General features: G+C 37.0%; 20 protein-coding genes. 7 read left to right on the top strand and 13 right to left on the bottom strand.

The annotated features are described in order from the left end of the window. The first annotated feature begins 77 nt into the window (after positions 1-77). Positions 78-1,187: an S-(hydroxymethyl)glutathione dehydrogenase/class III alcohol dehydrogenase gene (locus tag AC1M9D_RS07630; protein WP_092766302.1), complete on the top strand. Its 1,110-nt coding sequence runs from the start codon at positions 78-80 to the stop codon at positions 1,185-1,187. A gap of 40 nt (positions 1,188-1,227) precedes the next feature. Here the strand turns inward: AC1M9D_RS07630 and AC1M9D_RS07625 are convergent, their stop codons facing one another. Then, entirely contained in the window at positions 1,228-2,433 is a 1,206-nt protein-coding gene (locus tag AC1M9D_RS07625; protein ID WP_481611868.1) for an amino acid aminotransferase, read from the bottom strand. Between the two features lie 245 nt (positions 2,434-2,678). On the opposite strand from AC1M9D_RS07625, the gene AC1M9D_RS07620 reads away from it, so the two are divergent. The 4 genes from AC1M9D_RS07620 (at position 2,679) to AC1M9D_RS07605 (ending at position 8,724) form a co-directional block, all read left to right on the top strand. Beyond that, on the top strand, positions 2,679-3,434 hold the full coding sequence (locus tag AC1M9D_RS07620; RefSeq protein WP_481611867.1) for an alpha/beta fold hydrolase: 756 nt from the start codon (positions 2,679-2,681) through the stop codon (positions 3,432-3,434). A 383-nt stretch (positions 3,435-3,817) separates the two neighbouring features. Next, complete coding sequence (locus tag AC1M9D_RS07615) at positions 3,818-5,953, top strand: sensor domain-containing protein (protein ID WP_481611866.1); 2,136 nt, start codon at positions 3,818-3,820, stop codon at positions 5,951-5,953. A 409-nt stretch (positions 5,954-6,362) separates the two neighbouring features. Next, positions 6,363-7,400: a 3-deoxy-7-phosphoheptulonate synthase gene (locus AC1M9D_RS07610; RefSeq protein ID WP_481611865.1), complete on the top strand. Its 1,038-nt coding sequence runs from the start codon at positions 6,363-6,365 to the stop codon at positions 7,398-7,400. 160 nt (positions 7,401-7,560) lie between these two features. Further along, complete coding sequence (locus AC1M9D_RS07605) at positions 7,561-8,724, top strand: PilT/PilU family type 4a pilus ATPase (RefSeq protein ID WP_481592588.1); 1,164 nt, start codon at positions 7,561-7,563, stop codon at positions 8,722-8,724. A 55-nt stretch (positions 8,725-8,779) separates the two neighbouring features. On the opposite strand, the gene AC1M9D_RS07600 is transcribed toward AC1M9D_RS07605, so the two are convergent. The 11 genes from AC1M9D_RS07600 to AC1M9D_RS07550 all read right to left on the bottom strand — a co-directional run bounded on the left by AC1M9D_RS07600 (position 8,780) and on the right by AC1M9D_RS07550 (position 21,760). Next, positions 8,780-9,955 carry an MFS transporter gene (locus AC1M9D_RS07600; protein WP_481594641.1) on the bottom strand — a complete coding sequence of 392 codons (1,176 nt, stop codon included), beginning with the start codon at positions 9,953-9,955 and terminating at the stop codon, positions 8,780-8,782. 196 nt (positions 9,956-10,151) lie between these two features. Next, positions 10,152-10,526 (bottom strand): glycine cleavage system protein GcvH, encoded by a 375-nt coding sequence (gene gcvH, locus AC1M9D_RS07595; protein ID WP_035267502.1) that lies wholly within the window; start codon positions 10,524-10,526, stop codon positions 10,152-10,154. 68 nt (positions 10,527-10,594) lie between these two features. Beyond that, positions 10,595-11,626, bottom strand: coding sequence for an AraC family transcriptional regulator (locus tag AC1M9D_RS07590; protein ID WP_179997980.1), 1,032 nt, complete (start codon positions 11,624-11,626; stop codon positions 10,595-10,597). A gap of 116 nt (positions 11,627-11,742) precedes the next feature. Further along, positions 11,743-12,177 (bottom strand): MaoC family dehydratase, encoded by a 435-nt coding sequence (locus AC1M9D_RS07585; protein ID WP_035267505.1) that lies wholly within the window; start codon positions 12,175-12,177, stop codon positions 11,743-11,745. Beyond that, positions 12,164-14,029, bottom strand: coding sequence for an ABC transporter ATP-binding protein (locus AC1M9D_RS07580; RefSeq protein ID WP_481594644.1), 1,866 nt, complete (start codon positions 14,027-14,029; stop codon positions 12,164-12,166). The genes AC1M9D_RS07585 and AC1M9D_RS07580 overlap by 14 nt, the downstream gene beginning before the upstream one ends. A 30-nt stretch (positions 14,030-14,059) precedes the next feature. Then, entirely contained in the window at positions 14,060-15,301 is a 1,242-nt protein-coding gene (locus AC1M9D_RS07575; RefSeq protein ID WP_228143075.1) for a mechanosensitive ion channel family protein, read from the bottom strand. 559 nt (positions 15,302-15,860) lie between these two features. Beyond that, positions 15,861-16,397, bottom strand: coding sequence for a DUF2058 domain-containing protein (locus AC1M9D_RS07570; RefSeq protein WP_481592584.1), 537 nt, complete (start codon positions 16,395-16,397; stop codon positions 15,861-15,863). A gap of 12 nt (positions 16,398-16,409) precedes the next feature. Beyond that, entirely contained in the window at positions 16,410-17,087 is a 678-nt protein-coding gene (locus AC1M9D_RS07565) for a YoaK family protein (protein ID WP_180027852.1), read from the bottom strand. Between the two features lie 34 nt (positions 17,088-17,121). After that, positions 17,122-18,324, bottom strand: a complete 1,203-nt coding sequence (gene sstT / locus AC1M9D_RS07560; RefSeq protein ID WP_481611864.1) for a serine/threonine transporter SstT — start codon at positions 18,322-18,324, stop codon at positions 17,122-17,124. Between the two features lie 162 nt (positions 18,325-18,486). Continuing rightward, positions 18,487-20,232 (bottom strand): SulP family inorganic anion transporter, encoded by a 1,746-nt coding sequence (locus AC1M9D_RS07555; RefSeq protein WP_481611863.1) that lies wholly within the window; start codon positions 20,230-20,232, stop codon positions 18,487-18,489. A 115-nt stretch (positions 20,233-20,347) separates the two neighbouring features. Next, a complete protein-coding gene (locus AC1M9D_RS07550; RefSeq protein ID WP_481611862.1) occupies positions 20,348-21,760 on the bottom strand; it encodes an amidase in 1,413 nt (470 codons plus the stop codon). A 319-nt stretch (positions 21,761-22,079) separates the two neighbouring features. Between AC1M9D_RS07550 and AC1M9D_RS07545 the strand changes: the two genes are divergently transcribed. Together AC1M9D_RS07545 and AC1M9D_RS07540 are read left to right on the top strand one after the other, a co-directional pair. Beyond that, a complete protein-coding gene (locus AC1M9D_RS07545) occupies positions 22,080-22,316 on the top strand; it encodes a VF530 family protein (RefSeq protein WP_035268632.1) in 237 nt (78 codons plus the stop codon). Positions 22,317-22,523: 207 nt separating this feature from the next. Then, on the top strand, positions 22,524-23,222 hold the full coding sequence (locus AC1M9D_RS07540) for a DUF1826 domain-containing protein (protein WP_481590044.1): 699 nt from the start codon (positions 22,524-22,526) through the stop codon (positions 23,220-23,222). Between the two features lie 17 nt (positions 23,223-23,239). Here AC1M9D_RS07540 and zigA read toward each other — a convergent pair whose 3' ends face one another. Next, positions 23,240-24,460, bottom strand: a complete 1,221-nt coding sequence (gene zigA, locus AC1M9D_RS07535) for a zinc metallochaperone GTPase ZigA (RefSeq protein ID WP_481611889.1) — start codon at positions 24,458-24,460, stop codon at positions 23,240-23,242. Positions 24,461-24,470 lie beyond the last annotated feature (10 nt).

Here is a 24,470-nt window from a genome sequence, read left to right as displayed (position 1 = left end):
AATAGTTGAATGTTTTTATCAAAAGCGGTTACTGTAACTTATCTGTTAAATCTTAATTTACAAAGGAAGTTTTCATCATGAAATCTCGTGCAGCGGTGGCATTCGGTCCAGGTCAGCCATTACAAATTGTTGAATTAGATGTTGCTCCACCACAAGCTGGTGAAGTATTGGTGAAAATTACGCATACAGGTGTTTGTCATACTGATGCATTTACACTTTCTGGTGAAGACCCAGAGGGCGTATTCCCTGCGGTACTGGGTCACGAAGGTGCAGGTATTGTGGTTGAAGTTGGTGAAGGCGTAACCAGTGTTAAACCAGGTGATCATGTCATTCCGCTTTATACTGCAGAATGTGGCGAATGTTTGTTCTGTAAATCAAATAAAACAAACTTATGTGTCTCTGTACGTGCCACTCAAGGTAAAGGTGTAATGCCTGATGGAACGACTCGATTCTCTTATAACGGCGAACCTATTTACCATTATATGGGGTGTTCAACATTCAGTGAATACACAGTTGTTGCCGAAGTATCGTTAGCAAAAATTAATCCTGAAGCAAACCCTGAACACGTTTGTTTATTGGGTTGTGGCGTAACGACTGGTATTGGTGCGGTTCACAATACTGCAAAAGTACAGGAAGGCGACACTGTTGCTGTATTCGGTTTAGGTGGTATTGGTTTAGCAGTTGTTCAAGGTGCTAAACAAGCCAAAGCTGGCCGAATTATTGTAGTGGATACTAATCCAGAAAAATTTAAATTGGCTGAGCAGTTTGGTGCTACAGATTTCCTCAATCCTAAGGACTATGATCAACCTATTCAACAAGTCATTGTAGAGATGACTGGATGGGGTGTTGATCATTCATTTGAGTGTATCGGTAATACAAACGTAATGCGTTCAGCGCTTGAATGTGCACACCGTGGTTGGGGGCAATCTGTCATTATCGGTGTGGCTGGTGCAGGTCAAGAAATCTCAACTCGTCCATTCCAATTAGTGACTGGACGTAAATGGATGGGTACAGCATTTGGTGGTGTAAAAGGTCGTACTCAATTACCAAAAATGGTTGAAGATGCGATGAAGGGTGACATTCAATTAGAACCTTTTGTTACTCATACTATGGGGCTAGAAGACATTAATAAAGCCTTTGATTTAATGCACGAAGGTAAATCAATCCGTACTGTTGTACATTTTTAATTGAGCAATAAAAAACGGGCGATATGCCCGTTTTTTGTTTTTAAGCGGTAGCTTTCAAAACTTCTGCAATTGATTCAGCCACATAATCAATATTATTCAAGTTTAATCCTGCTGCGCACATACGACCACTACGGACTAAATAAATACCATATTTATCTTTCAGAATGTCCACTTGTTCACCAGTCAAACCTGTATAACTGAACATACCTTGTTGTTTCACTAGATAGCTAAAGTCACGTTCAGGTAGAGCCGCACTCAATTTAGAATTTAACAATTCACGCATTTTAATAATACGTTCACGCATTTCTTGTAATTCAGCTTGCCATTGAGCGGTTAGATCTGCATTGTTTAACACGTTTTCAACCAATAATGCACCTGTGCTTGCTGGACTAGAATAAATACGGCGTACAGTTGCTTTTAATTGTCCAAGGACTTTTTGAGCAGTAGCTTGATCATCACAGACAAATGTTAAGCCGCCGACACGCTCACCGTACAGTGAGAAGATTTTTGAGAATGAATTACTCACAATGAAATTCATACCTGATTTATCTAAAGCACGAATAAGATAAGCATCTTCTTCAAGACCTTTACCAAAACCTTGGTAAGCAATGTCAAGGAATGGAATAAGGTCATTCGCCTTAAGCACTTCGATCACTTGATCCCATTCTGTTGGCGTTAAATCTGCACCAGTTGGGTTATGGCAGCAAGGATGAAGCAAAACAATACTTTTCGCCTTAAGTGTTTTTAATTCCTCAAGCATTGCTGGAACGTTAACGCCATTTGTTTCAGCATCAAAATAAGGATAGAAGTGAGACTGGATACCAGCGCCATTAAAAATTGCGATATGGTTATCCCAAGTTGGCTGACTTACCCAGATATCTGACTCAGGAAAATATTTTTTCAGAAAATCAGCACCGACTTTAAGTGCGCCTGAGCCACCAAGTGTTTGAATCGTGACAGCACGACCATCTTTACGCGCTTGACTATCAGGACCTAAAACTAATGCTTGAGTCGCTTCGTTATAAGATTTCAAACCATCCATTGGTAAATAAAGTTTAACTTTATCGTTGCTTGGTTCAATATTTTTGTACGCAGCTTTGACCGCATTTAACTGAGGTACAATACTGTCTTCATTATAATATAGACCAATACTCAAATTCACTTTTTGAATACGCTCATCTTTACTATATTCTTCCATGAGTGAAAGAATAGGGTCACCTGCATAAGCATCTACATGATGAAACATGGTCTAAATTTCCTAAAATGTTCAAAGTAAAAAGTTTAATCGGATAATATATATAATTTCCGCACGATCACAAGATCGAATTACAGGACTAATTTTTATAAAACTCAATACTTTTACTTATAACCGAATTTTTTTAATTGTCTTTAATGTGCTGAATTATATAAATAAAAATTAAATTAACACCAAAATACAAACTCAACTGTTAGAATTTGAATCACATTTTTTAAAGCTATTTGAGTATATACATGCGACTAAATGCTGAGATCACCAAATCAAATGCGAATCAACGTCAACCTGCTCTTGTTCTGATTCATGGTCTTTTTGGTAGTTTATCCAACCTAGGCATGCTCGCGAGAGCATTTCAGGAAACGCATGATGTCATCCAAATTGATTTGCGTAATCACGGTATATCACCTCATTCTGATCAAATGAGTTATCAACTTATGGCGCAAGATGTTATAGAAACTTTAGATGATATGAATGTGCAACAATTTCACGTCATTGGTCATTCAATGGGGGGAAAAGTTGCCATGTGCTTAACAAACCTTGTACCACATAGAGTAGTTAAATTGATTGTACTTGATATGGCACCCATCGCTTATGAACAATCTCATCATGATCAAATTTTCTACGCTTTAGAGGAAGTTCAAAAAGCTCAAGTTGTTTCAAGAAAGGAGGCAACCGAGGTGATGCAGAAATATATTAATGAAATTGGCGTTATTCAATTTCTGCTCAAATCTTTCCGCAATGGACAATGGCTATTCAACTTAGATGCACTTAAACAACAATATTTTCAGATTTTGTCATGGGAACGTCTTAATCCGCAATCGAATGAAACTTTGTTTTTAAAAGGAGAATTATCAGATTATATCGAGCGCGATACCGATCTGATCAGGTTCCAATATCCTCAAGCTAAATTTATGACGATTGATGGCACTGGACATTGGTTGCATGCAGAAAAACCAAGTGAGATCATCCAAAACATCAAAGATTTTTTATAATAATTTAATAATAAGTTTAGATTATTTTTGTATTAATCCATACCTACTTAATATAAGTAGGTATTTTTTTAATTAAAATCAGAATTATTTAATTATAAGATATCAAATTATCAAATAAATTCATTATTGTGTCGTATTTCATTATTTTTTATGCATTTTGTCTATTTAATATTCACAAGTGAGAAAAATTATGTATCATGCAGAAATGGTATTTGTATTAATTTAATCTATTTAAGTGTTATTATTATCACGTATTTTTAATTTAATGATGATTATTAATCACTATTAAACCAATTTAAATACTGATTAATTAAATACTAAAATTTTACGCTAATTTATGTATTCGTCATTTTGATGGGTTGTTATTTTCGAAGAGGTGAACTATGAGCATTCTGGATCTGAATAGAGCTGATCATTTACAGTCCAAAGCTGTGCCTTTACATCTAACACTGTCAGATGACTTTAAATTTGCACTCGATTTACTGCCCAATTTGATATGGGTCAGTCACACCAACTCAGGCTATTGTAATCTAGCGCTCAAGCAGTATATCGGTGCCGATACGCAAACCTTGCGTGACGTAGACTGGCTTAAATTTGTGCACCCTGATGATGCTGAACATCTTTATCAGATTTGGAACGATGCTCAAAAAAATGGTCAGAAATTTGAAAAAGAGTGTCGTATAAAAAATAAATCAGGTGAATATCTTTGGTTCTTAATGCTTGCTGAACCTAAGGTGATTCAATCCAACCAGCAAAATTGGATGATGAGTTGTACAAATATCCATGATCGTACAATCAAAATGCGTGAAACTGCCGAAGCCTTGCGTGCCAATACAGATATGCTCGATGTCAGCGTGGACTGTATTAAAATTATCACACCAGATGGCAAGCTTGAACACATGAACAAATCTGGATGCATGGCATTACTGGGTCAAGATCGTGTTAAGAAATTTGGAATGGATTGGTTAACGCTGTTACCACCTGAAGTACGCGAGCAAGGGGCAAAGGCGATTAAAACAGCAGCTCGAGGGAAGAACGCCCGTTTTGCGGGGATGAGCACACACGGCGATACTGTGATGTATTGGGATAATATTTTAACACCTGTGCATGATGAACAAGGAAATACGACCAGTATTCTCTGTGTATCACGTGATATTACCCGTCAACGTGTTGCCGAAGCTAAACTAAAAATCAGCAGTGAATATGATGATCTAACTGGTCTGATGAATCGTCGTGCCTTCATAAATAAATTAAAAGCGGCGATTTCACAAGCAAATCGTGAGAAAACACTTATTGGTATGATGTTTATTGATCTCGATCATTTTAAAAACATTAACGATACTTTAGGTCATCCTGCTGGAGATCATCTACTTAAAGTCTTATCTAAACGTCTGCAAAAGAGTTTGGATCGCAAGTGTATTGTTTCACGTTTAGGTGGAGATGAATTTGCAATTATTGTCTCAGGGATGACCTCAGAAGAAGAATTGCATAAAACCACACAAAAAGTGCTCAAACAAAATATCGCACCCATCACTTATGCAGGAAAAGTGATTAATAGTGGGATGAGTATTGGATGTGCCATTTATCCTAAAGATGCTCAAGATGTATTCGGATTGATGAAATGTGCGGATACCGCATTAAATGATCTTAAAGAAAAAGGTCGTGGTGGGTATCGTATGTATGATAACGAAATGTTTGCACTTGCTGAAAAGAAGATGCAACAACTTGATACTGCTCGCTATATCATTCAGGACAATTTAATCGAACCGTATTATCAACCTAAAGTTCGCTTAGATAATTGTCAGTTAATCGGATTTGAAGCTTTGATGCGTTGGCATGATGCACAGCAGCAACTTCATTATCCAGCTTCAATCTCAGAAGCGTTTAACGATTATGAGCTGGCCAGTAAAATCAGTGAAATCATGCATGAAAAGATTTTCAGTGACATGGCGGATTGGATGTCTAAGGGCGTTCAACTTGTACCGATCTCAATTAATGCCTCTCCAGTTGAATTCATGCGTGACAATTATGCAGAATTGTTGATTCAACGTTTAGAACGACATCAAATTCCTGCTCATTTAATCGAGGTTGAGATTACAGAACATATTCTGTCTGAGCGTGGAGTGGAATTTGTGATTCGAGCACTACAAAAGCTCAAAAATTATGGTCTTCGAATCTCATTGGATGATTTCGGAACCGGTCATTCTTCAATGACGCATTTAAGAGATTATCCTGTCGACTGTCTCAAGATTGATTATGCTTTTGTGAATCGAATGAATGAGGAGAAGTCAATCAATTCAATTGTAGAGGGCATTGCTAAGCTCGGACCTATTCTGTCATTGGATGTGATCGCAGAAGGTGTCGAAACATGCCAACAGCTCTTAAGTCTTCAGGATGTTGGCTGTGCATATGGTCAAGGCTTTTTATTTAGCCAAGCGATTTGTAAGTCTGAGGCTGAGCAACTGATGCTCAAACAAGTATGTGCTATAAAAGATTGGCTTCCTACAGATAAGCAATAAACCATTGATATATTTGAGTTATGATTGATATAACGATATTTTTTATATAAATTGCTTGTCAATCAGTCTATTTATGCGTATTTTACTTTTAAGGGTTATATTTTAGATAATTTGATGAAAACGACACACTTGATTACTAACGCTTATTATTATTTTTGGCAATTTAACATCTAGTTGCCTAGACGCGTTCGGGCAACAAAAATGTTGCCCATCAAGTTTATACCTGATTGGCAACACCAATCAGGTTTTTTTTCATCTCAACAAATATAGGAGCATCTCATGAAAACATTGAATACTTTTTATTTTAGCAACGGTTATTGGTTCTATTTTAGTCAAGAACAAAACCCAGCCAATAGACACCTCACGCTCAAATAAAAGATAGGGCAATTGCTGCCCAAAGGAATTCAAGATGAATGCAATTAATTCTCAGCTTATAACCACGGCTCAACATACTTTAGAAAAAAAATTAAGCTTACCATTAGAACTAAAATCAACTTTATCTGTTAGTCCGATAGTTTCACTTCAAATTCGTCAACATCGCCAAACCATACAAGATATTTTAGCTGGTCATGATCCACGTTTAATGGTCATTACTGGTCCATGTTCGATTCATGATCCTAAAGCAACCCTCGAATACGCACAAAAATTAAAACAACTGCAAGAACAAGTCAAAGATCAGATTTTCATCGTGATGCGTACTTATATTGAAAAACCCCGCACCACTGTAGGATGGAAAGGCTTTTTATATGATCCAGATTTAAATGGTTCAGCAGATATGCAAAAAGGACTTGAACAGTCTAGATCGCTCTTCATTCAAATTGCTGAAATGGGTTTGCCATTGGCTACAGAAATCTTAAGCCCAATGGCAACAGGATATTTTGATGATTTGATTTCATGGGGTGCGATTGGGGCGAGAACAAGCGAGTCGCAAATTCACCGCGAAATATCTAGCCATATGCCTTATAGCATTGGGTTCAAAAACGGTACAGATGGATCAATCCAAATTGCATTGGATGCGATTCAGTCCGCTTCACAGCCGCATCAATTTCTTGGTTTAAGCCAAGATGGTGGTCCAAGCATTTTATCTTCAAAGGGTAATCCGCACGCACATTTGATCTTACGTGGATCGAATCAGGGTACAAATTACCAATTCGCTGAAATTAAAAAGATTCAAGAAAACAATAACCATGTATTACCAGCTTTGATTATTGATTGTAGCCATGGGAACAGTGCTAAAAATCCATTGAATCAACCTGCTGTATTAAAGCAAATTGTGAATGAACGACCTCAAACACAAGTCCGTGGCGTCATGCTAGAAAGCTTTTTAGTCGATGGCAATCAGAAAATTTCTGATCACATGACTTACGGTCAATCAGTGACTGATGGATGCTTGGATTGGTTAAGTACAGAGCAATTGATTTTGGATGTTGCTCAACAACTCTCCTAATATAATTCGTAAAAAAGAACCCATGAAATATGGGTTCTTTTTTTTGCCTTTAAGATTTGAATGTTTGTTTAAAGCATTAAATATTTGATGAAACAGCTGAAATAACCTTATATTTCTATTAGTATTTTAAGTATTTAATATTTATAACTTGGGGAAATTAATGTTCAGTAATGAATTACTTAGCGAAGCTCGGCAATTCATGTTCAGATTGCTTAAAAGCGTTTTTGACCATGAGGGATCAGATTTATTTATTTCAGCTGATTTTCCTCCAAGTATGAAACATCAAGGTTCAATGAAGCCTTTAAGTTCTCAAGCTTTGACTGCAGAAAAAACAAAACTATTCGCTTATAGCTTAATGAATGAAAAACAAAGAGCAGAATTCGAGAGTGAATTAGAATGTAATTTTGCCATTAATGTCCCAGATGTATCGCGCTTTCGCGTGAATGTTTTTCAACAGCAACTTAATGTAGGGATGGTCATTCGTACCATTACCTCTGAAATTCCAAACTTTGAAAAGTTGAAATTACCAGAAACATTGAAAGATGTGGTGATGGAAAAGCGAGGTTTAATTCTAGTGGTTGGTGGCACTGGATCGGGTAAATCTACCTCACTTGCTGCCATGATTGATTACCGTAATGAGAACTCAGCAGGGCACATCATTACTGTAGAAGATCCAGTTGAATACGTGCATAAACATAAAAAATCAATGGTCACTCACCGAGAAGTCGGAGTGGACTGTCACTCATGGCATAATGCGCTTAAAAACACACTTCGTCAGGCACCAGATGTAATTTTAATTGGCGAAATCCGTGATACGGAGACCATGGAGCATGCGATCGCTTTTGCAGAGACTGGTCATTTGTGCCTAGGCACGTTGCATTCTAATAATGCCAATCAAACCTTAGATCGAATTATCAACTTTTTCCCTGAAGAACGGCGTAATCAGTTGCTTATGGATCTTTCATCAAATATGAAAGCCATTATTTCTCAACGTTTAGTTCGAACTGAAGATGGTGTCGGACGTAGAGCTGCTGTAGAAGTCATGCTAAATACACCTTTAGTTTCGGATTTGATTTTGAAAGGTAACTTTCATGAGTTGAAAGAAATTATGACCAAGTCTCGAGAACTGGGGATGCAAACATTTGACCAAGCATTGTTTGATTTATATAACGAAAGTGCGATCAGTTATGATGAAGCCATTCGTAATGCTGACTCTAAAAATGAATTACGTCTACAAATTAAACTGAAAAGTACACGCATCCGAGAGAATGCTGAAACGTCTTCACAAACCTTCAGTATGTTTGATGAAGATGCAGAAAGCTAATTGAATAAAAAAAAGCCTTCATCTGAAGGCTTTTTTTGGAAAAATTTTTAACTATCTAGACCGCTTTTACTTTAGTTTGAACAACGAAGCGGTAAAACAGCAAGCTTAATAGCGTCAATATTGCGCATAATATATATGCAATCGAATACTGATAGTGTGTGATCACAATCCCTAAAATAAAAGAACCTAATGCGATGCCAATGTCGTAAAAGGTGTAAAAAGTTGAACTCGCATGTCCAACACGTTCACGTGCTACAGCTTGAATGGCTTGCGTTTGAAGACATGGCTGAGCAGATCCAAAGCCTATACCAATAAAGACAGCAGATATCAATAATCCGGCAGCAGAATGAATTTGGCTTAGAATGAATAGCCCAATGCTAAAGCTCACAATCGCTGGATAGACAACGTAGGCAGGACCCTTGGAGTCATATAACTTTCCTGTGAAGGGTCTTAGGAGCATCATGGAAACTGCAAAAACAGCAAAAAATAAACTCGCATAGGTCAATAAATTTTTTGATTCAGCATATGTCGAGATAAAAGACATGATACTTGCATAAGAAAATGAGATGAGCATCGCCATCATCGCAACAGGTAAAGCTTTAATCTCAACAAAATCATGAAGACTAATTTTTGTTTTGCGCTTAAAAGTTTGAAATTGTGTCTGGATCGGAATCAAAAAGCAGAACAAATAACCAATAAAAACAATTGCAGCTAAAAGGGTAGCCACTGGAATATATCCCCATGGTTGAATGAGAATCAAGCCCAACATGGGTCCTAGTACAATGGCAAGATTGACTGACATGACAAAATAGCCCATGCCTTCACCTTTACGCTGATTTGGAATGAAGTCATTGACGATTGGTATCATGGCAGTGGTCAAAATACTAAACCAAATTCCTTGTAGTAACCGAATGACCAGTAATAGGGTTAGATTATCAGCAAAGATATAAGCGAAAGAGAGCAGTACAAAAAATGACTCAGAGATATAAAGTGCTTTTTTAAGCCCAATCTTCTCGATAATGAGACCGGTAAACGGTCGTATTGCGATCGATGAAGCTAGAAATAAAGTCAGTGCAAGCCCAGCTTGGGTAATATTCCCATTTAAATCATTCAGAATATAAATTGGCAATATCGTTGTCTGAGCAAAATAAAAGATGAAAATAAATAAGTTATTAATTAGACACAGAATAAAAGATTTATTCCATAGATGCTCAGCATGTATAGAAGACATAGACAACCTTGAAATATTGAACCATTAAAAGCTTCAATCTGTGCCAAATAAAATTATTTTTGGTTTTGGTCAGCAATGAAGTAGGGAGAGAAGTTGAATTAATTATAATCAAATTACATGAAAATTACAGCAAAAAGTGAGCCATTCATCCGAAAATGTATAAATAAAAAACCAGTCCGTAGACTGGTCATAAATATTACAAACCTGATTCATAATCTGTATTTGAGAGAAGTTGTTCTACATCTGCCAAATTAGATGGTTTGATTTTGTAGATCCAGCCTTTGCCATAGGGATCATCATTTACAAAATCTGGATCATCTTCTAGATTTTCATTAATTTCTACAACTACACCACTTACAGGAGCATGAATATCAGAAGCTGTTTTCACAGACTCAACTACACCCGCTTGTTCACCAGCAGTCAATTCACGACCTACTTCAGGTGCTTCTACATAGACAAGATCACCCAATGCATCTTGTGCGTGATCTGAGATCCCAGTAACAACGAGATCACCTTCAATACGTACCCATTCGTGTGTGCGAGCATATTTAAGCTCTGAAGGATGATTCATCACGACTCCTCAATTCGATTTGAAAAATTTTCTTGTGTTATACAGTGTTTTATTTAAAAACGAAAGTTCTATAAATATGGATCTTTACGCCAACTGCTTGGACTTCGACCACTCCAACGTTTAAATGCACGACTGAAATTCGCAACATCTGAATAACCGAGTTCATCTGCGATTTGTTCAAGTGAATAGTCAGTACGTGACAGTAGGGAGGTTGCATGACGATATCGAACTTCATCCACTAAGGTTGAAAAAGAAGTTCCTTCTGCAGCCAACTGACGTTTCAGTGTACGATCAGACATATGCAGGCGATCTGCCACATTTTCAATACTTAAATAGTGCTGTTCAGAATGTGTCAAAATATCGCGAACACGCATTGAAATTCGACGGCGTTCTCCAAGCTCTGATAGTTCTGCTTCACACTGATTAATTGCAATTTGACTGGCAATCGGATCTGCGTTAACCATCTTCAAGCCTAAATAACTTTTATCGAAACTGGCAAGAAAATGAGTCTGGTCAAAATGAATAATCGTTTTAGGGTGTAGACGACTGATGTATTTGTCAAAGCCTTCAGGTTTAGGAAAGTCGAAATTAATTTCGCCATACAAATCATTTATGCCTGTCAGTGCTTTTGCCATGGTAATGACACCAAAAGTCAAAGCCATGACAATTTCAGTTCTCAGCGGTTCAAGATCAATATCACATTGTAACTGCAAAGAAACTTGTTCTGTAAATGTCGAAAAATGAAATTGCAGAAAAGGCATACGCAGTTGTATAAAGCGGTTGGCTAAAATAAGTGCATCAGTAATCTCATTCGAGGTCATAATGGCATAGCCAATAAAACCATGGATAGAAATCCGCATTTGGTTACCAAGATGATAACCAAGAGAACTTTCACCTGTCATTTTGCGCGCGAGAATAATCATCTCATTCGCTACATGGAGTGGAATTCTAAATTCAGGATCGGCAAGTTGCTCGTTGGTGAATCCAAAGGGAGCGAATAGCGACTCAGCACTATAACCCCAACGAGAAACAACATCTAAAAGTAAGAGTCCGTAAACACCTGGAATGCCTAAATCTGGGCGAACTGAAACTGTTTTCATGTGCGATTCATTGCTTTACACAATTTTTTTCATAATTTTTGGTGAAAATAATACTGACATAAATTCCAGATAGAAAATACCAATTTTGTCGGACAAATCTAGTGTGAAACCAATGTTTAAGCCTTAAAAACGACAATTTTTGTGGTTGAAATCAACAAAACATCACCATGCTGATTTTTTGTTTGTGTGACATAGCTCACAATTCCGCGATCTAGCTTTGTTTTAGAAGGATTGATAGCAACAATTTCAACTTCCACATGCAAACGATCACCTGCACGAGCTGGTTTTGGCCATCTTAAGCTTGACTCTGAACCGATAAGCCCCTTGGCAATTGGAAAACATTCAGTCCAGAGACGCATGGTAATGGCTGAAGTTTGCCAACCACTGGCTGCGATACCTTGAAAAATAGGATGATCTTTTGCAGCCTCTTCATCAGTATGAAAGACTTGAGGGTCATATTTTTGTGCAAATTCTTTAATTTCTTCGAGTGTTAACTCATATTCACGACTTTTAAACTGATCACCCACTTTTAAATCATCAAGATAAAGCATCTTCGTCTAATTCCTTGTCTTTCACTTTTTGTTCAACTAAAAATCCACCCGTTTGGCGTTGCCAAAGTTGGGCATAAATTCCATTCTGTTGAATCAGCTCATCGTGAGATCCTTGTTCTACGATATTTCCTTGATCCAAAACAATTAATCGATCCATTTGAGCGATTGTTGAAAGGCGGTGTGCAATTGCAATTACCGTTTTACCTTCCATCAGGTCATCAAGGCTTGCCTGAATCGCAGCCTCCACTTCTGAATCGAGTGCGCTGGTTGCTTCATCTAAAATCAAAATTGGAGCATCTTTTAGGAATACCCGTGCAATTGCTATACGCTGTCTTTGCCCACCAGATAATTTTACACCACGCTCACCTACATAAGCGTCATATCCTGTCTGACCACGTAGATCTGTAAGCTGTGGAATAAACTCTTCTGCTCGAGCTTTACGGACAGCTTCATACATTTCTTCATCAGTCGCTTCAGGTCGACCATATTTAATATTCTCAGCAACACTTCGATGCAGCAAAGAAGTATCCTGCGTCACGAGAGCAATGTTTTTTCTTAAACTATCTTGGGTGACTTCATCAATCGCTTGGCCATCGATATAAATTTTACCTTGTTGGGTTTGATAAAAATGAAGTAGTAGTTGGATCAGTGTCGATTTTCCAGCACCAGACCGACCGACAATTCCAATTTTTTCACCCGGTTTAATTTCTAAATTCAAGTGATTAATAACATTTTTTTGATTATATGCAAAGCTCACATTATCAAATTTAATCGCACCAGAGCGTACCTCGAGTGGCAGTGCAGCTTCTTTGTCTTGAATTGCTATTGGTTTGGCTAGCGTGGTCATCCCATCTTGGATGGTACCAATATTTTCAAATAAGGCTGAAGTTTGCCACATCATAAAAGAAGCCATACTATTCAGCTTTAAAATCATGGCTGTCGTTGCGGCGATCACACCGATGTTTGCTTCACCAATAAACCAAAGCCAAACTGCTGTACCTAAAACGCCAAAGAATAAAATTGCGGTCAGTAGATTAATGCTAATTTCATAAGCAGTTCCCAGACGCATCTGGGTATACACCGTCTTCATAAAAAGTTGCATAGACTCTTTGGCATATTGGCTTTCACGACCAGCATGTGCAAACAATTTTACTGTTTGTATATTTGTATAAGCATCAGTCACACGACCAGTCATCACCGCGCGTGCATCAGCCTGCTTTTTTGAAATTTTTCCAAGTCGCGGGATAAAGAAGGATGCCGCGCCAATGAATAAAATCAACCATGCCATCAGGGGAATAAGGAGAAGAGGGGAGACGTTTCCTAAAACCACACTGATGGTAATAAAATAAATCACCACATAAGTAACGATATCCCCCAAAATTACCCAAAATTCACGAACTGCAAGTGAAGTTTGCATGACTTTAGCTGACAATCGACCTGCAAAATCATTGTGAAAAAAGTCTAAACCTTGAAGAAGTAATAAGTTGTGAAAACGCCAACGCAAGCGCATTGGAAAGCTACTGAATAAAATCTGATGCCTTATGATTGATTGCAAACTTGCAAAGAAAATATTAGCAAGTAGAAAACCAGACAAAATCATCAGATTTGTTTGGTTATTTTCGAGAAAATTTTGAGGCGTCGATGCGGACAACCAATCAACTAAATGACCAATTTGAGAGAAGAAAATAGCTTCAAATGAAGCTGTTGCTGCAGTAAATAACACCAACACCAAGAGATAGCGCTTAACTCCTGATGCTGCTTGCCAAACAAATGGAAAAAATTTCTTCGGCAAGGGCTGATTTAAATCTTTGGATGGATATGGATCAACGAGTCTTTCAAACCACTGCAGCATACGACTAATCTTAATTCATCTAATCAAAACTCAGTTTACTGTGTCTTGAGGAATCTTGAAATCATTCCCAGAAGGAATCTGGAATATTTTTAATCCAAACTCAGGAAGAATCGCCAAAAGATGATCAAAAATATCGGATTGGATCGCCTCATAAGCCACCCAAGCTGTCGTATTTGTAAAAGCATAAATTTCTATAGGCAAACCTTCACCTGTCGGTTGTAATTGACGAACGATTAAGGACTGATTTTGTGCAATACCTGGATGATTTTTTAAATAGTATTCAATATATGCGCGGAATGTTCCTAAATTGGTTAAACGACGTTGGTTATTGACCCCATTATTTGCATATTGCTGATTAAAGTTTTTTAACTCAGTTTGTTTCTCATCCAGATATTTTTCTAAAATCAGAAATTCTTTAAGTTTGCTGTATTCCATTGCAGATAAGAAGTGAACACTATTTTGATCGATATAGAGTGCACGTTTAATACGACGAACACCTTGCTCTTGCATACCTCGCCAGTTCTTAAAAGTATCTGTCACCAAACGATTGGTCGGAATAGTGGTATAGGTCTTATCAAAGTTTTGTACGGTCACCGTATGTAATGACATATCAATGACATCGCCATCCGCATTTAAGGTTGGCATTTCAATCCAATCACCAATCCGAACCATGTCATATGAAGAGATTTGAACTGAAGCCACTAGAGATAGAATTGTATTTTGGAAAACCAGCATGAGCACTGCTGCCATTGCCCCGAAACCTGCCAATAGCGTGAAAACATCTTTTTTAAGAAATGTTCCTATGACCATCAGTGCACAAACAACAAAAATAATGAGTTTAACTAACTGTAAATAACCCTTAATTGGCTTATTGTGAGATTTAGGATTACGTTGATAAATAATATTAAAAATGGTGAGAAGCTGACTAATTGCCAAGGCAATGGTTAAGAAAATGAAGGCTTGTGCAAACATCTGAATCAATGTAATGACTTTTTCAGACAGGTGAGGAACCGTCACAATTCCATTCATAATCACCAATGCTGGGACAATGTTTGCAATTCTTCGAATAACGCTATGTTCCGCTAAGACATCACTATAACTAAAACGTAGTTTGCTAATAATTTTGCGAATACCACGGACGACCACTTGTTTAGCAATAAAATTTGCGATAAATGCAATGAGAATAAGAATGCTCAGAGAGGTCAACATCTCTAACCAAGGAAATTGATCTGACCATTCTTGGATTTGAGTTACAAAATTTAATCTGTCCAACTTGATCACCTCTAAATGAATTGGTATTAGCTTAATGGTTTAAGTTATTAAATTTATTAGAGTTAACGTTTATCAAACAGAATAGATTAAATTAATTACTTGAAATAAATTTTATGAACTTCTATTTTAAATAAAATTAATGTGAATTAAGTCACACTATAAAATTTCCTAGATTATCGTCATTACATTTTTAAATTATAAAGCTTATCTTGTAACCAGATTTTTTTTCATTCTCAATCTCACTGTATTCTTAACCTACACGAAAGGTCCTGAAAGAAGCATTATTGAGCTTGTTCATTTTCAGCATTTTGAAAATGAAAAAATAATATGAGAAAATCAATCCATTATTTTTTTTAAGCTCTCCAAAACAACATCGATTGAAAAAAATCAAATCAGAGAATAAAAGACGAGCGCAGAAAATTGATAGAGTCTTCTCGTGATGGTTGGACGCAGCAATATGACCTAAAGCATCTTAATCATGAATTTATACCCGCTACACCGCAATCTGAATCACACATCAAGCGTAAAAAAAGCCTAATAAATTAGGCTTTTGAGGAATTCACCACATTAAATCATCTGGAATAACATAAGCTGCATATGGATCTTCCTCATCTGTAATAGCCTCATTTTTCTCAGCATTATTCACAATAATAAATCCTTCGACTTTTTCATTAATCCGCTCAGATAACGCTCTTGGTAGAACAGCATAACCTGTTTGATCTTTGGCGATAACTAATGTACCTGCCACGAGTGCATTGTAAACTTGTTGATTAATATAAATTTTCTTAATTTTATTTTCATCAACGAACTGGTAGCTGATTTCACCATCAATATCTTTGATTTTATGCTGACCAATCATTTGCACTACTGCTGCACGTAATGCTTTTTCATCTTGCTGGCGTTTGATTTCAAGATTAAGACTCTGATCTTTTTCTAATTTTTGCTTTAAATCTTGTTCAATCTTAGCTTTAATCTCAGCTTCATTGCTTTGACCCGTGCGTTGCTCATGCACAGCTTGTTTAGAAAGTTTTTTAGCCTTTTTTTGATCGACTAAACCAGCTTTGAGCAATTGTGCTTGCAAGGCATTTTTTACCATGAGTAATACCAACTACGATTTTTGAAAATAACAATGACGGAAATATAAAATCCAATAGATCAGGGTCAGTAAAAAACTTAAACCTGCAGGAATTAAAAACGCTTCTAATTGTAAATAAGGATAGCTGAATGCCGCAACAGTACTGCCAATAATAAAACCAAATAAAATCACTAAATGCAAAATAACTTTTCTGGATTCCGTTGTAAGACCTCTTACAAAATATCCAAATGCTAGACCAAGATCGGTTAAGACACCAGAAAGGTGAGTCGTGCGAATAATCGCACCTTTATAATGACTTACCATGGCATTTTGTACACCCATCGCACAACATGCCCATAGCAGTGCATAACGAGGATAATAGGGAATAAATACCCAACAGAGCAGAATAAAAAAAGTCACTAAACTCAATGGTAGACCATATCTGCGTCCGAGTTTAAATTGACTATTCCCCAATATCAGACCGCTAAAACTAGAGCCTAAAACATAACTCAGGATAATAAGAATCAGAAAAAATACAGCTTTGAAATCATGGTCAATAATACCGATCGCAAGCAGACTTGCATTGCCTGTCATATGTGAAACTGACTGATGTAATAGAGAAATGAGACCCAAAACGTTGATCATGCCTGCATTTACCGCAAGCATGAAAGCCCCAAATTGTACCCAGTTTGGAAGGAATTGAAATGGCATATCTTTCATTCTAAAAGTTTATGCCATGAATATATTATTTTGAAGGAGCGCGATCAACCGCAGCAGTAAACAATACATCTGTAGATGAGTTGAGGGCTGTTTCAGTTGAATCTTGTAGAACACTGATCACCATACCGATGGCTACAACTTGCATAGCCACATCTGGTGAAATATTGAATAAGCCACAAGCGACAGGAATCAATAACAGTGAACCACCCGCTACACCTGAAGCACCGCAGGCAGAAACAGTAGCCACAACAGAAAGAACAAGCATTGTAGTAAAGTCAACGGAAATACCAAGTGTATTCACCGCTGCTAATGTTAATACAGTAATCGTTACTGATGCGCCCGCCATATTAATTGCAGCTCCCAACGGGATTGCTACACTCGCTGTCGATTCATTCACTCCCAAACGCTTGGCAAGATCCAAGTTCACCGGAATATTTGCTGCTGAACTACGGGTGAAAAATGCGGTGATCCCACTTTCACGTAGACATTGAATAACCAATGGATAAGGATTTGAACGCGTAACAAATGCCACCATAATTGGATTAATTACAAGTGCAACAAAGAACATAGTCCCTAATAGAACAGATAATAATTGTGCATAACTTGCTAAGGTTTTAAGACCTGCATCTGCAAAAGTAACCGCAACAAGTCCAAAAATACCGAAAGGTGCAAAACTGATGACAAGACGAATCACGTGATTCACGGCATTCGCAGCATCCGTCAGACACTGTTTTGTGGTGTCTGTGGCATGACGAAATGCTATACCAAGTGCAACAGCCCAACCCAAAATCCCAATAAAGTTTGCTTCACTTAATGCAACGATAGGATTCGCAACAAAACTGAGTAATAAATTTTTAAGAATTTCAGTCAAGCTGCCAGGTGGCTGTAAATCAGCTTGCGCAGCGACATCTAAGAAAAGAGTGCTTGGAAATAAATTACTCACAATGACAGCAGTTAACGCAGATAAAAACATACCTACGGCATACATCATCATAATGGGTTTGATTTTCGCACTGCTGCTATCACCAACTTTAAAGTTTGCAATCGAAGAAAGGACCAAAACAAAAACTAGGATTGGTGCAACAGATTTAAGGGCTTTAATAAATAAATCACCCAGCAAGCTTAATTGTGGTGCAACTTGAGGGAAAAATATAGCCACCAAAACGCCCAGAATAATGGCGATAAGGATTTTGGTGACTAAACTCAAACGTGCTAGAGCAGTGAACATAACTGAACCTAATAATGCCGAGTCTGGCTTAAAATCGGATAAATAAGTCGGGTATTCTATACTTAAAAATGATTTTAAATATAAAACTTATTCATAATAAAAATTAAGTGAATCAAATCACTGGATTTTTTTTGATAATTCTTATTTAAGAATATCAAATTCTTATGCAAAAGATGATTTATTTTCGCTGAAATGCGGGTCTAATTCATATACTGCTTGGAAATGAGTGAGGTATATTTTACCTGTCAGATGTTGTATCCAGTTGGTTGAATTTAAGCGATCCATAACAGGACCTTTGACTTCGCTTAAGTGTAGTTGAATATTGAGTTTAGATAACTCAGAATTCATTTCCTCAAGAGTCTCTAAAGCTGAGTAGTCAATATTACTGATACTGGAACAGTTAATGACAACATGTTGAAGCTCATCATGTTGGCTAACTTCTGAAATAATAAATTCCTTCAGGGTGTTTGCATTGAGAAAACTCAAATTTTCATCAATTCTCACCGAAACGAGCCTTTTACTGGTAATGACTTGGTGCCTTGAAATATTTCTAAAATGCTGCGTGCCTTCAATGAGACCAATCACTGCAATATGTGGACGGCTAATTCTCCATAACAGCAACACAAATGTTGAAATAATACCCACCATTAAGCCTGTCGTAATATCTACACACAGCACTCCTAAAAATGTGAGTGCCATTGCTAAACCATCTGCTTTAGAATATTTCCAAGCCGCTATAAAAGGTTTAATTTCAACAAGTTTCCATATCGACACAATGATTGTTGCAGCCAATACTCCTAAAGGTAAATATTCAAATAGGCTTGTAAAATATAGACTGACCACAATAATAAGTAGCGAGGATAAAACCCCAGCCATAGGTGTTTTAGCACCAGCATCAGCATTGACCACTGTACGTGATAAGCTACCAGTGACAGGAAATGCGCCACTGATTCCAGCGCCAAAATTTGCAACACCGAGCGCAACAAGCTCTTGATTACTGTTCAAATTGCTACGTGATTGAAAAGCCGTAGCTTGCGCGATCGAAATAGATTCAACGAAACTCACCATAGCGATCATTGCTGCACCAGGAAGCAGTATTTTCACCATGTCCCATGTCCAGTACGGCATTTGAATAGGGGGTAATCCACTTGGAATTTCACCTACTGTTTTAATTCCATAGGCAGTTAAATCAAAGGATTGAACCAGTAAGATTGAAAATAGCACTAAGCATAACGGTAATGCTTTTTGTACAAATTGCATTAATTTTTGATGATTTGAAAATGCTGGAATTTTAAGTAATTGTGGTAAATAAATGAGCGCTAAAATTGAAGCTAAACCCAAAGATAAGCTGGCCAAATCATATAAAGAAATGTATTGAGCCAAACTCGTAAAAAATTCGATTAAATTACTGGATTGCAATGGAATATTAAGAATAAATTTTATTTGACCTAATGCAATTAAGACAGCTGAAGCAATGATAAAACTCTTAATCACAGGATGGCTAATGAGACGAATCAAAAAACCAAATCTAAATAGCCCCAATAAAAATGAAATTATGCCAACCATTACTGCTAGCAAATAGGCAGCTTGAATATAGACTGGTGAACCCACTTCATATAATGGCTGTAATGTAGCAAAAGTCATCATGGAGATTAATGCAACTGGACCAATTGAAAGGGTAGTACTCCCTCCAATCAATGCATAAGCAATCATAGGGATAATACTGGCATATAACCCCATAATTGGAGGTAAGCCTGCAATCATGGCATATGCCATGCCTTGTGGTACAAGCATTGCAAGCACGATCACAGATGCAAGAAAATCAGATTTAAAATCTTGAGTATTGTATTTTTTTAACCATTTCCAAGCTGGGATGATTCGTTCCACAGAATGCTTCGTTAAATCCATACAAATCTCTAAATCACATTTATATATATATTATGCATAAAAAGTGATAAACAAGCACTGAGTATTGTTGATAAGGATCATCAAGAATTTGATTAATGATCCTTAGCGTATGAATTTAATCGAATATTTTTTTAAAAGGTTGTATCTGTTCAAGCTGATAAGCGAGATCTATCAGTAAACGTTCTTGTCCCAAATCAGCAGAAAGCTGAATACCTATCGGTCTTGAATCTAATTTGGTCATACCCATCGGCAATGATATCGCTGGAGCACCTGCGATATTTTGAATAGGTGTGAATGCTACATAATTCCTTAAATGCTCAAATAAAACATCAAATTCGAGTTGAGGTGAAAGATATCCAATTTGAGGCGAAACATGCGCTAAAACTGGCGAAAGGATGACATCATATTGTTGGAAGATTTGTTGATAGATGCGCTGGATTTGCTTTAAACGGTACAGAAATAAAGGGGTTTTATAGAAATTTTTCTTGTACAAGTTTGCAAGCCCAACTGTTAGATGATCTAACTCATTCACGTTAAAATCTTTGCCAAGTAGCGGTTTTCCAAACTGTTGAATCATATATGATAAAAAACCCCAATAGTGGCTGAAATCATCTACAAACGAATCTGGAATAGGAAGTGAAAATTCTTCAATATGATGACCTAAATTCCTGAGTAATTGAGCAGTAGACTCAACAGTTTGACGGGTCTCAGCATCAGTATTGGTTTGTAATGAATCATAAACAAGGCCAATCCTTAAAGGTTTGTTGGATGGATGCTGGATTAAGCCCATTTCGGGTAATTTTTTTGGCTTATATTGTTTTTCCATTTCAGTAAAGAAAAAGGCGGTATCCCGCACAGAACGTGTTAAAACACCATCTGAAACAAGGTCAATTGGTAAATACTGCGAACCTTCATTTGGATACCAACGACCACGTGTCGGCTTTAAACCAACTAAACCGCAATTTGCTGCAGGAATTCGTATCGAACCACCACCATCATTAGCATGTGCAATTGGTACTACGCCTGATGCAACGAGTGCCGCAGCTCCACCTGAAGAAGCTCCACACGAATAATCAGTATGCCAAGGATTGCGTGTGTAATCCCCAGACTTAAATTCTGTTGAAGCATTTAAGCCAAATTCAGGCATTTTGGATTTACCCAGTGCAATTAAGCCTGTATCTAACATTTGTTGAGTAATTTTAGAGTTTTTGATCTTTTCCTTGGATTTGAACGATGTTGATCCTTGTTGCGTAGGAAAACCAATTAGATCCAAATTATCCTTAATAAATGTAGGGATTGCAGAAAAAATCTGATTTGGTTTAAAAGTAGGCGATTTAAGTATTTGTTCGAAGTTTTCGAATTCAATTGCATTTAGCAGAGGATTTACGAATTTTGCGCGTTCAATCGTAGCTCTTAAAACTTCATCAATTGAGATGTCTTTAGATTGAATTCTGTTTGAGAGCTCAATCGCATCACTTGTACCTAATATATCATCCGTGAAAGCATGAATTCTTTTTTGATTATCCATAATCGTTTTTCTTTAAAATTGACTAAGCATATGTATACACATGAAATATTGATTTGTCGATTGACCAGAGATTGATTCGTCACAATTTCGCATAATGTATATTATGTTAAATAGGATATCTTAAACAGCACACCAATACTACCTATCGTCTTGTTACATGACATAAAACAACTAATGATTAGAATTCAATTTGAAAAATTAAAAAAACTAAAACACAATCTGTAATTTTGAATGATTAATTGCGCATAGAAAGCAATGCTCTCAATTTTTAACTAGCTCAGGTTATAATGCTCATCTTACACAATTCAGTTGATCTACTATGAACACTTCCAATGACCCTTTACATGGCAAAAAACTTGCTGACATTTTAGATGAGTTATTGGATTACTACGGAGGCTTTGAAGGATTAAGTCGTAAAATTGAAATTCGTTGTTTTTGCATCGACCCAAGTGTTAAATCATCTTTACGATTCCTACGGACTACACCATGGGCACGTGAAAAAGTAGAAAGCTTATATTTGTATGTTCTCCGTCAAAAAGCTAAACAGAAATTGTAGCCAACAAAAAAACTCACGCTATGTTTAATCTTTTAGACCCAATCGTAGAATAGCCTTAATGAGTATCTATCGTTTTGTTGACAGCGTGTAGTTATGGGTGGAAGCCCCACTCTCCTACTACATAGGACAACGATCAATCATCTAAATCCAGTCTTATCAAGTCTAGAGCTAAAAGCTATAATATGTTTTTAAAAAGTTTTAGATCATATGCTCGAACTCATTCACTCATATCCTCAAGCCAAATTGGTGAATACTTTCCAAGCATTAGCGAATGAAGTTTTTGAAGACCCTGTCAATGCTTTATGTTGGTATAGGCATTTAGATTACAATTTCAAAGAAATCGTTGAAAAACTTACACTCATAGAAGATATTACTGAAATTTCCATCGCACAATTAGAGCAACTCAAACTTTCAGACTCTGCAAGCAAAGCGAGAGACGTTATTATTAATGATATAATGTTGCTCACCGAATTGGGTGCATCGCCGTCTTTAAACTTAGTCAAAGAATATCAGCGTGATGAAGAATTGGATTTTATCAGCACTGATGTATATTCTTTTCATGTAGATCGATCGCCATTAGCAACGGATACATATCTATGTACCTATTACGGGGCGGCTAGCGATATCATTTCCAATGATGAGGTTGAACAAAAAATTCATATTCCAGAAATCCGTCAAAAAATTAAATCATTGTTTGATGGCGAAGACCATGAGTTTGAGGATTTTCTTGAAGAGACCTATATGGATCTTCACTATCAACCTAAAAATGGTGCAACACCTTTAAATTTAGGAATTGGTCATCTCTGGCGTTTGGCTGTAGATCATCCTGATCAGAAAGTACTTCCTTGTGTTCACCGTGCTCCAAAAGAAAATGCAGGAGAACTCAGATTACTCTTAATTTGTTAAGGAATTCCTTGCTCAATTTAGGCGAGTAATTCTTTTTCAGCTTCAAATGGATTAAAGAAATTACACCAAACGATTGGTCCTAAACTCATCTCCGAATCAGTAAGTAAACATTGATCAAAATTTTGGATTAATTGCTCTTTATCCATCTCTTGTCCAATTAAAACAATTTCCTGTCTAGCATCACCCGTTTCTGGATGCCAACTCGATTCAATTTCCTGAATAGATTGCGTATCTTGTGGCCATTCCTCTTGTGGTACCGAAGCCCACCAATATCCTGCTTGACCATGCCGAGCCATACCTCCAGCTTGTGACCAAGCCATAGCCATTGTTGGTTCCGCAGCAAGCCAAAAAAATCCTTTTGAGCGTATAACACCTTTCCATTCTGAATGAATAAAATTGTAAAAACGTTGTGGGTGAAAGGGTCTTCTTGCTCTATATACGAAACTTTCGATTCCATATTCTTCAGTTTCAGGCTTATGCTCTCCTCTCAACTCTTTTAACCAACCAGGTGCTTGTGAGGCTTCATCAAAATTAAAAAGCTGTGTGTTGAGTATTTTATCGAGTTCAACCTGACCAAATGTAGATGACTCAATTTTTGCTCTAGGGTTAAGCTTTTTGAGAATCGCATAAAGCTGGGACTTCTGATGCTCATCGATTAAATCAGTTTTGTTTAGAATAATAACATCACAAAATTCGATTTGATCTATCAGTAAATCCACAACAGTACGTTGGTCAAATTCTCCAAGTGATTCGCCACGATCATGAAGAAGATCATATGAACGATAATCACGTAAAAAATTGAATGCATCGACTACGGTCACCATGGTATCTAAACGAGCGTACTCATTTAGAGATACGCCGTCTTCATCTTCAAACGTAAATGTTTCGGCTACAGGTAGAGGCTCTGATATTCCGGTAGATTCAATGACGAGTTGATCAAATTTTTTCTCTTCCGCTAATCGTCTTACTTCTACTAATAAATCTTCTCTCAAAGTACAGCAAATACATCCATTACTCATTTCAACGAGTTTTTCTTCCGTTCGTGATAATTCCGACCCACCTTCTCTGACTAAAGCAGCATCAATATTGACTTCTGACATATCGTTCACAATTACTGCGACACGTTTTCCTTCTCTATTATTTAAAATATGATTTAAAAGTGTGGTTTTTCCTGCACCAAGAAATCCAGATAGCACAGTGACAGGTAATTTATACGGTTGTGAAGAATCAATATTTATGGTGAGTTAC

It is taken from the genome of Acinetobacter sp. ANC_7682, from assembly GCF_056779795.1.
This window is presented reverse-complemented; position numbering and strand designations above follow the sequence as displayed.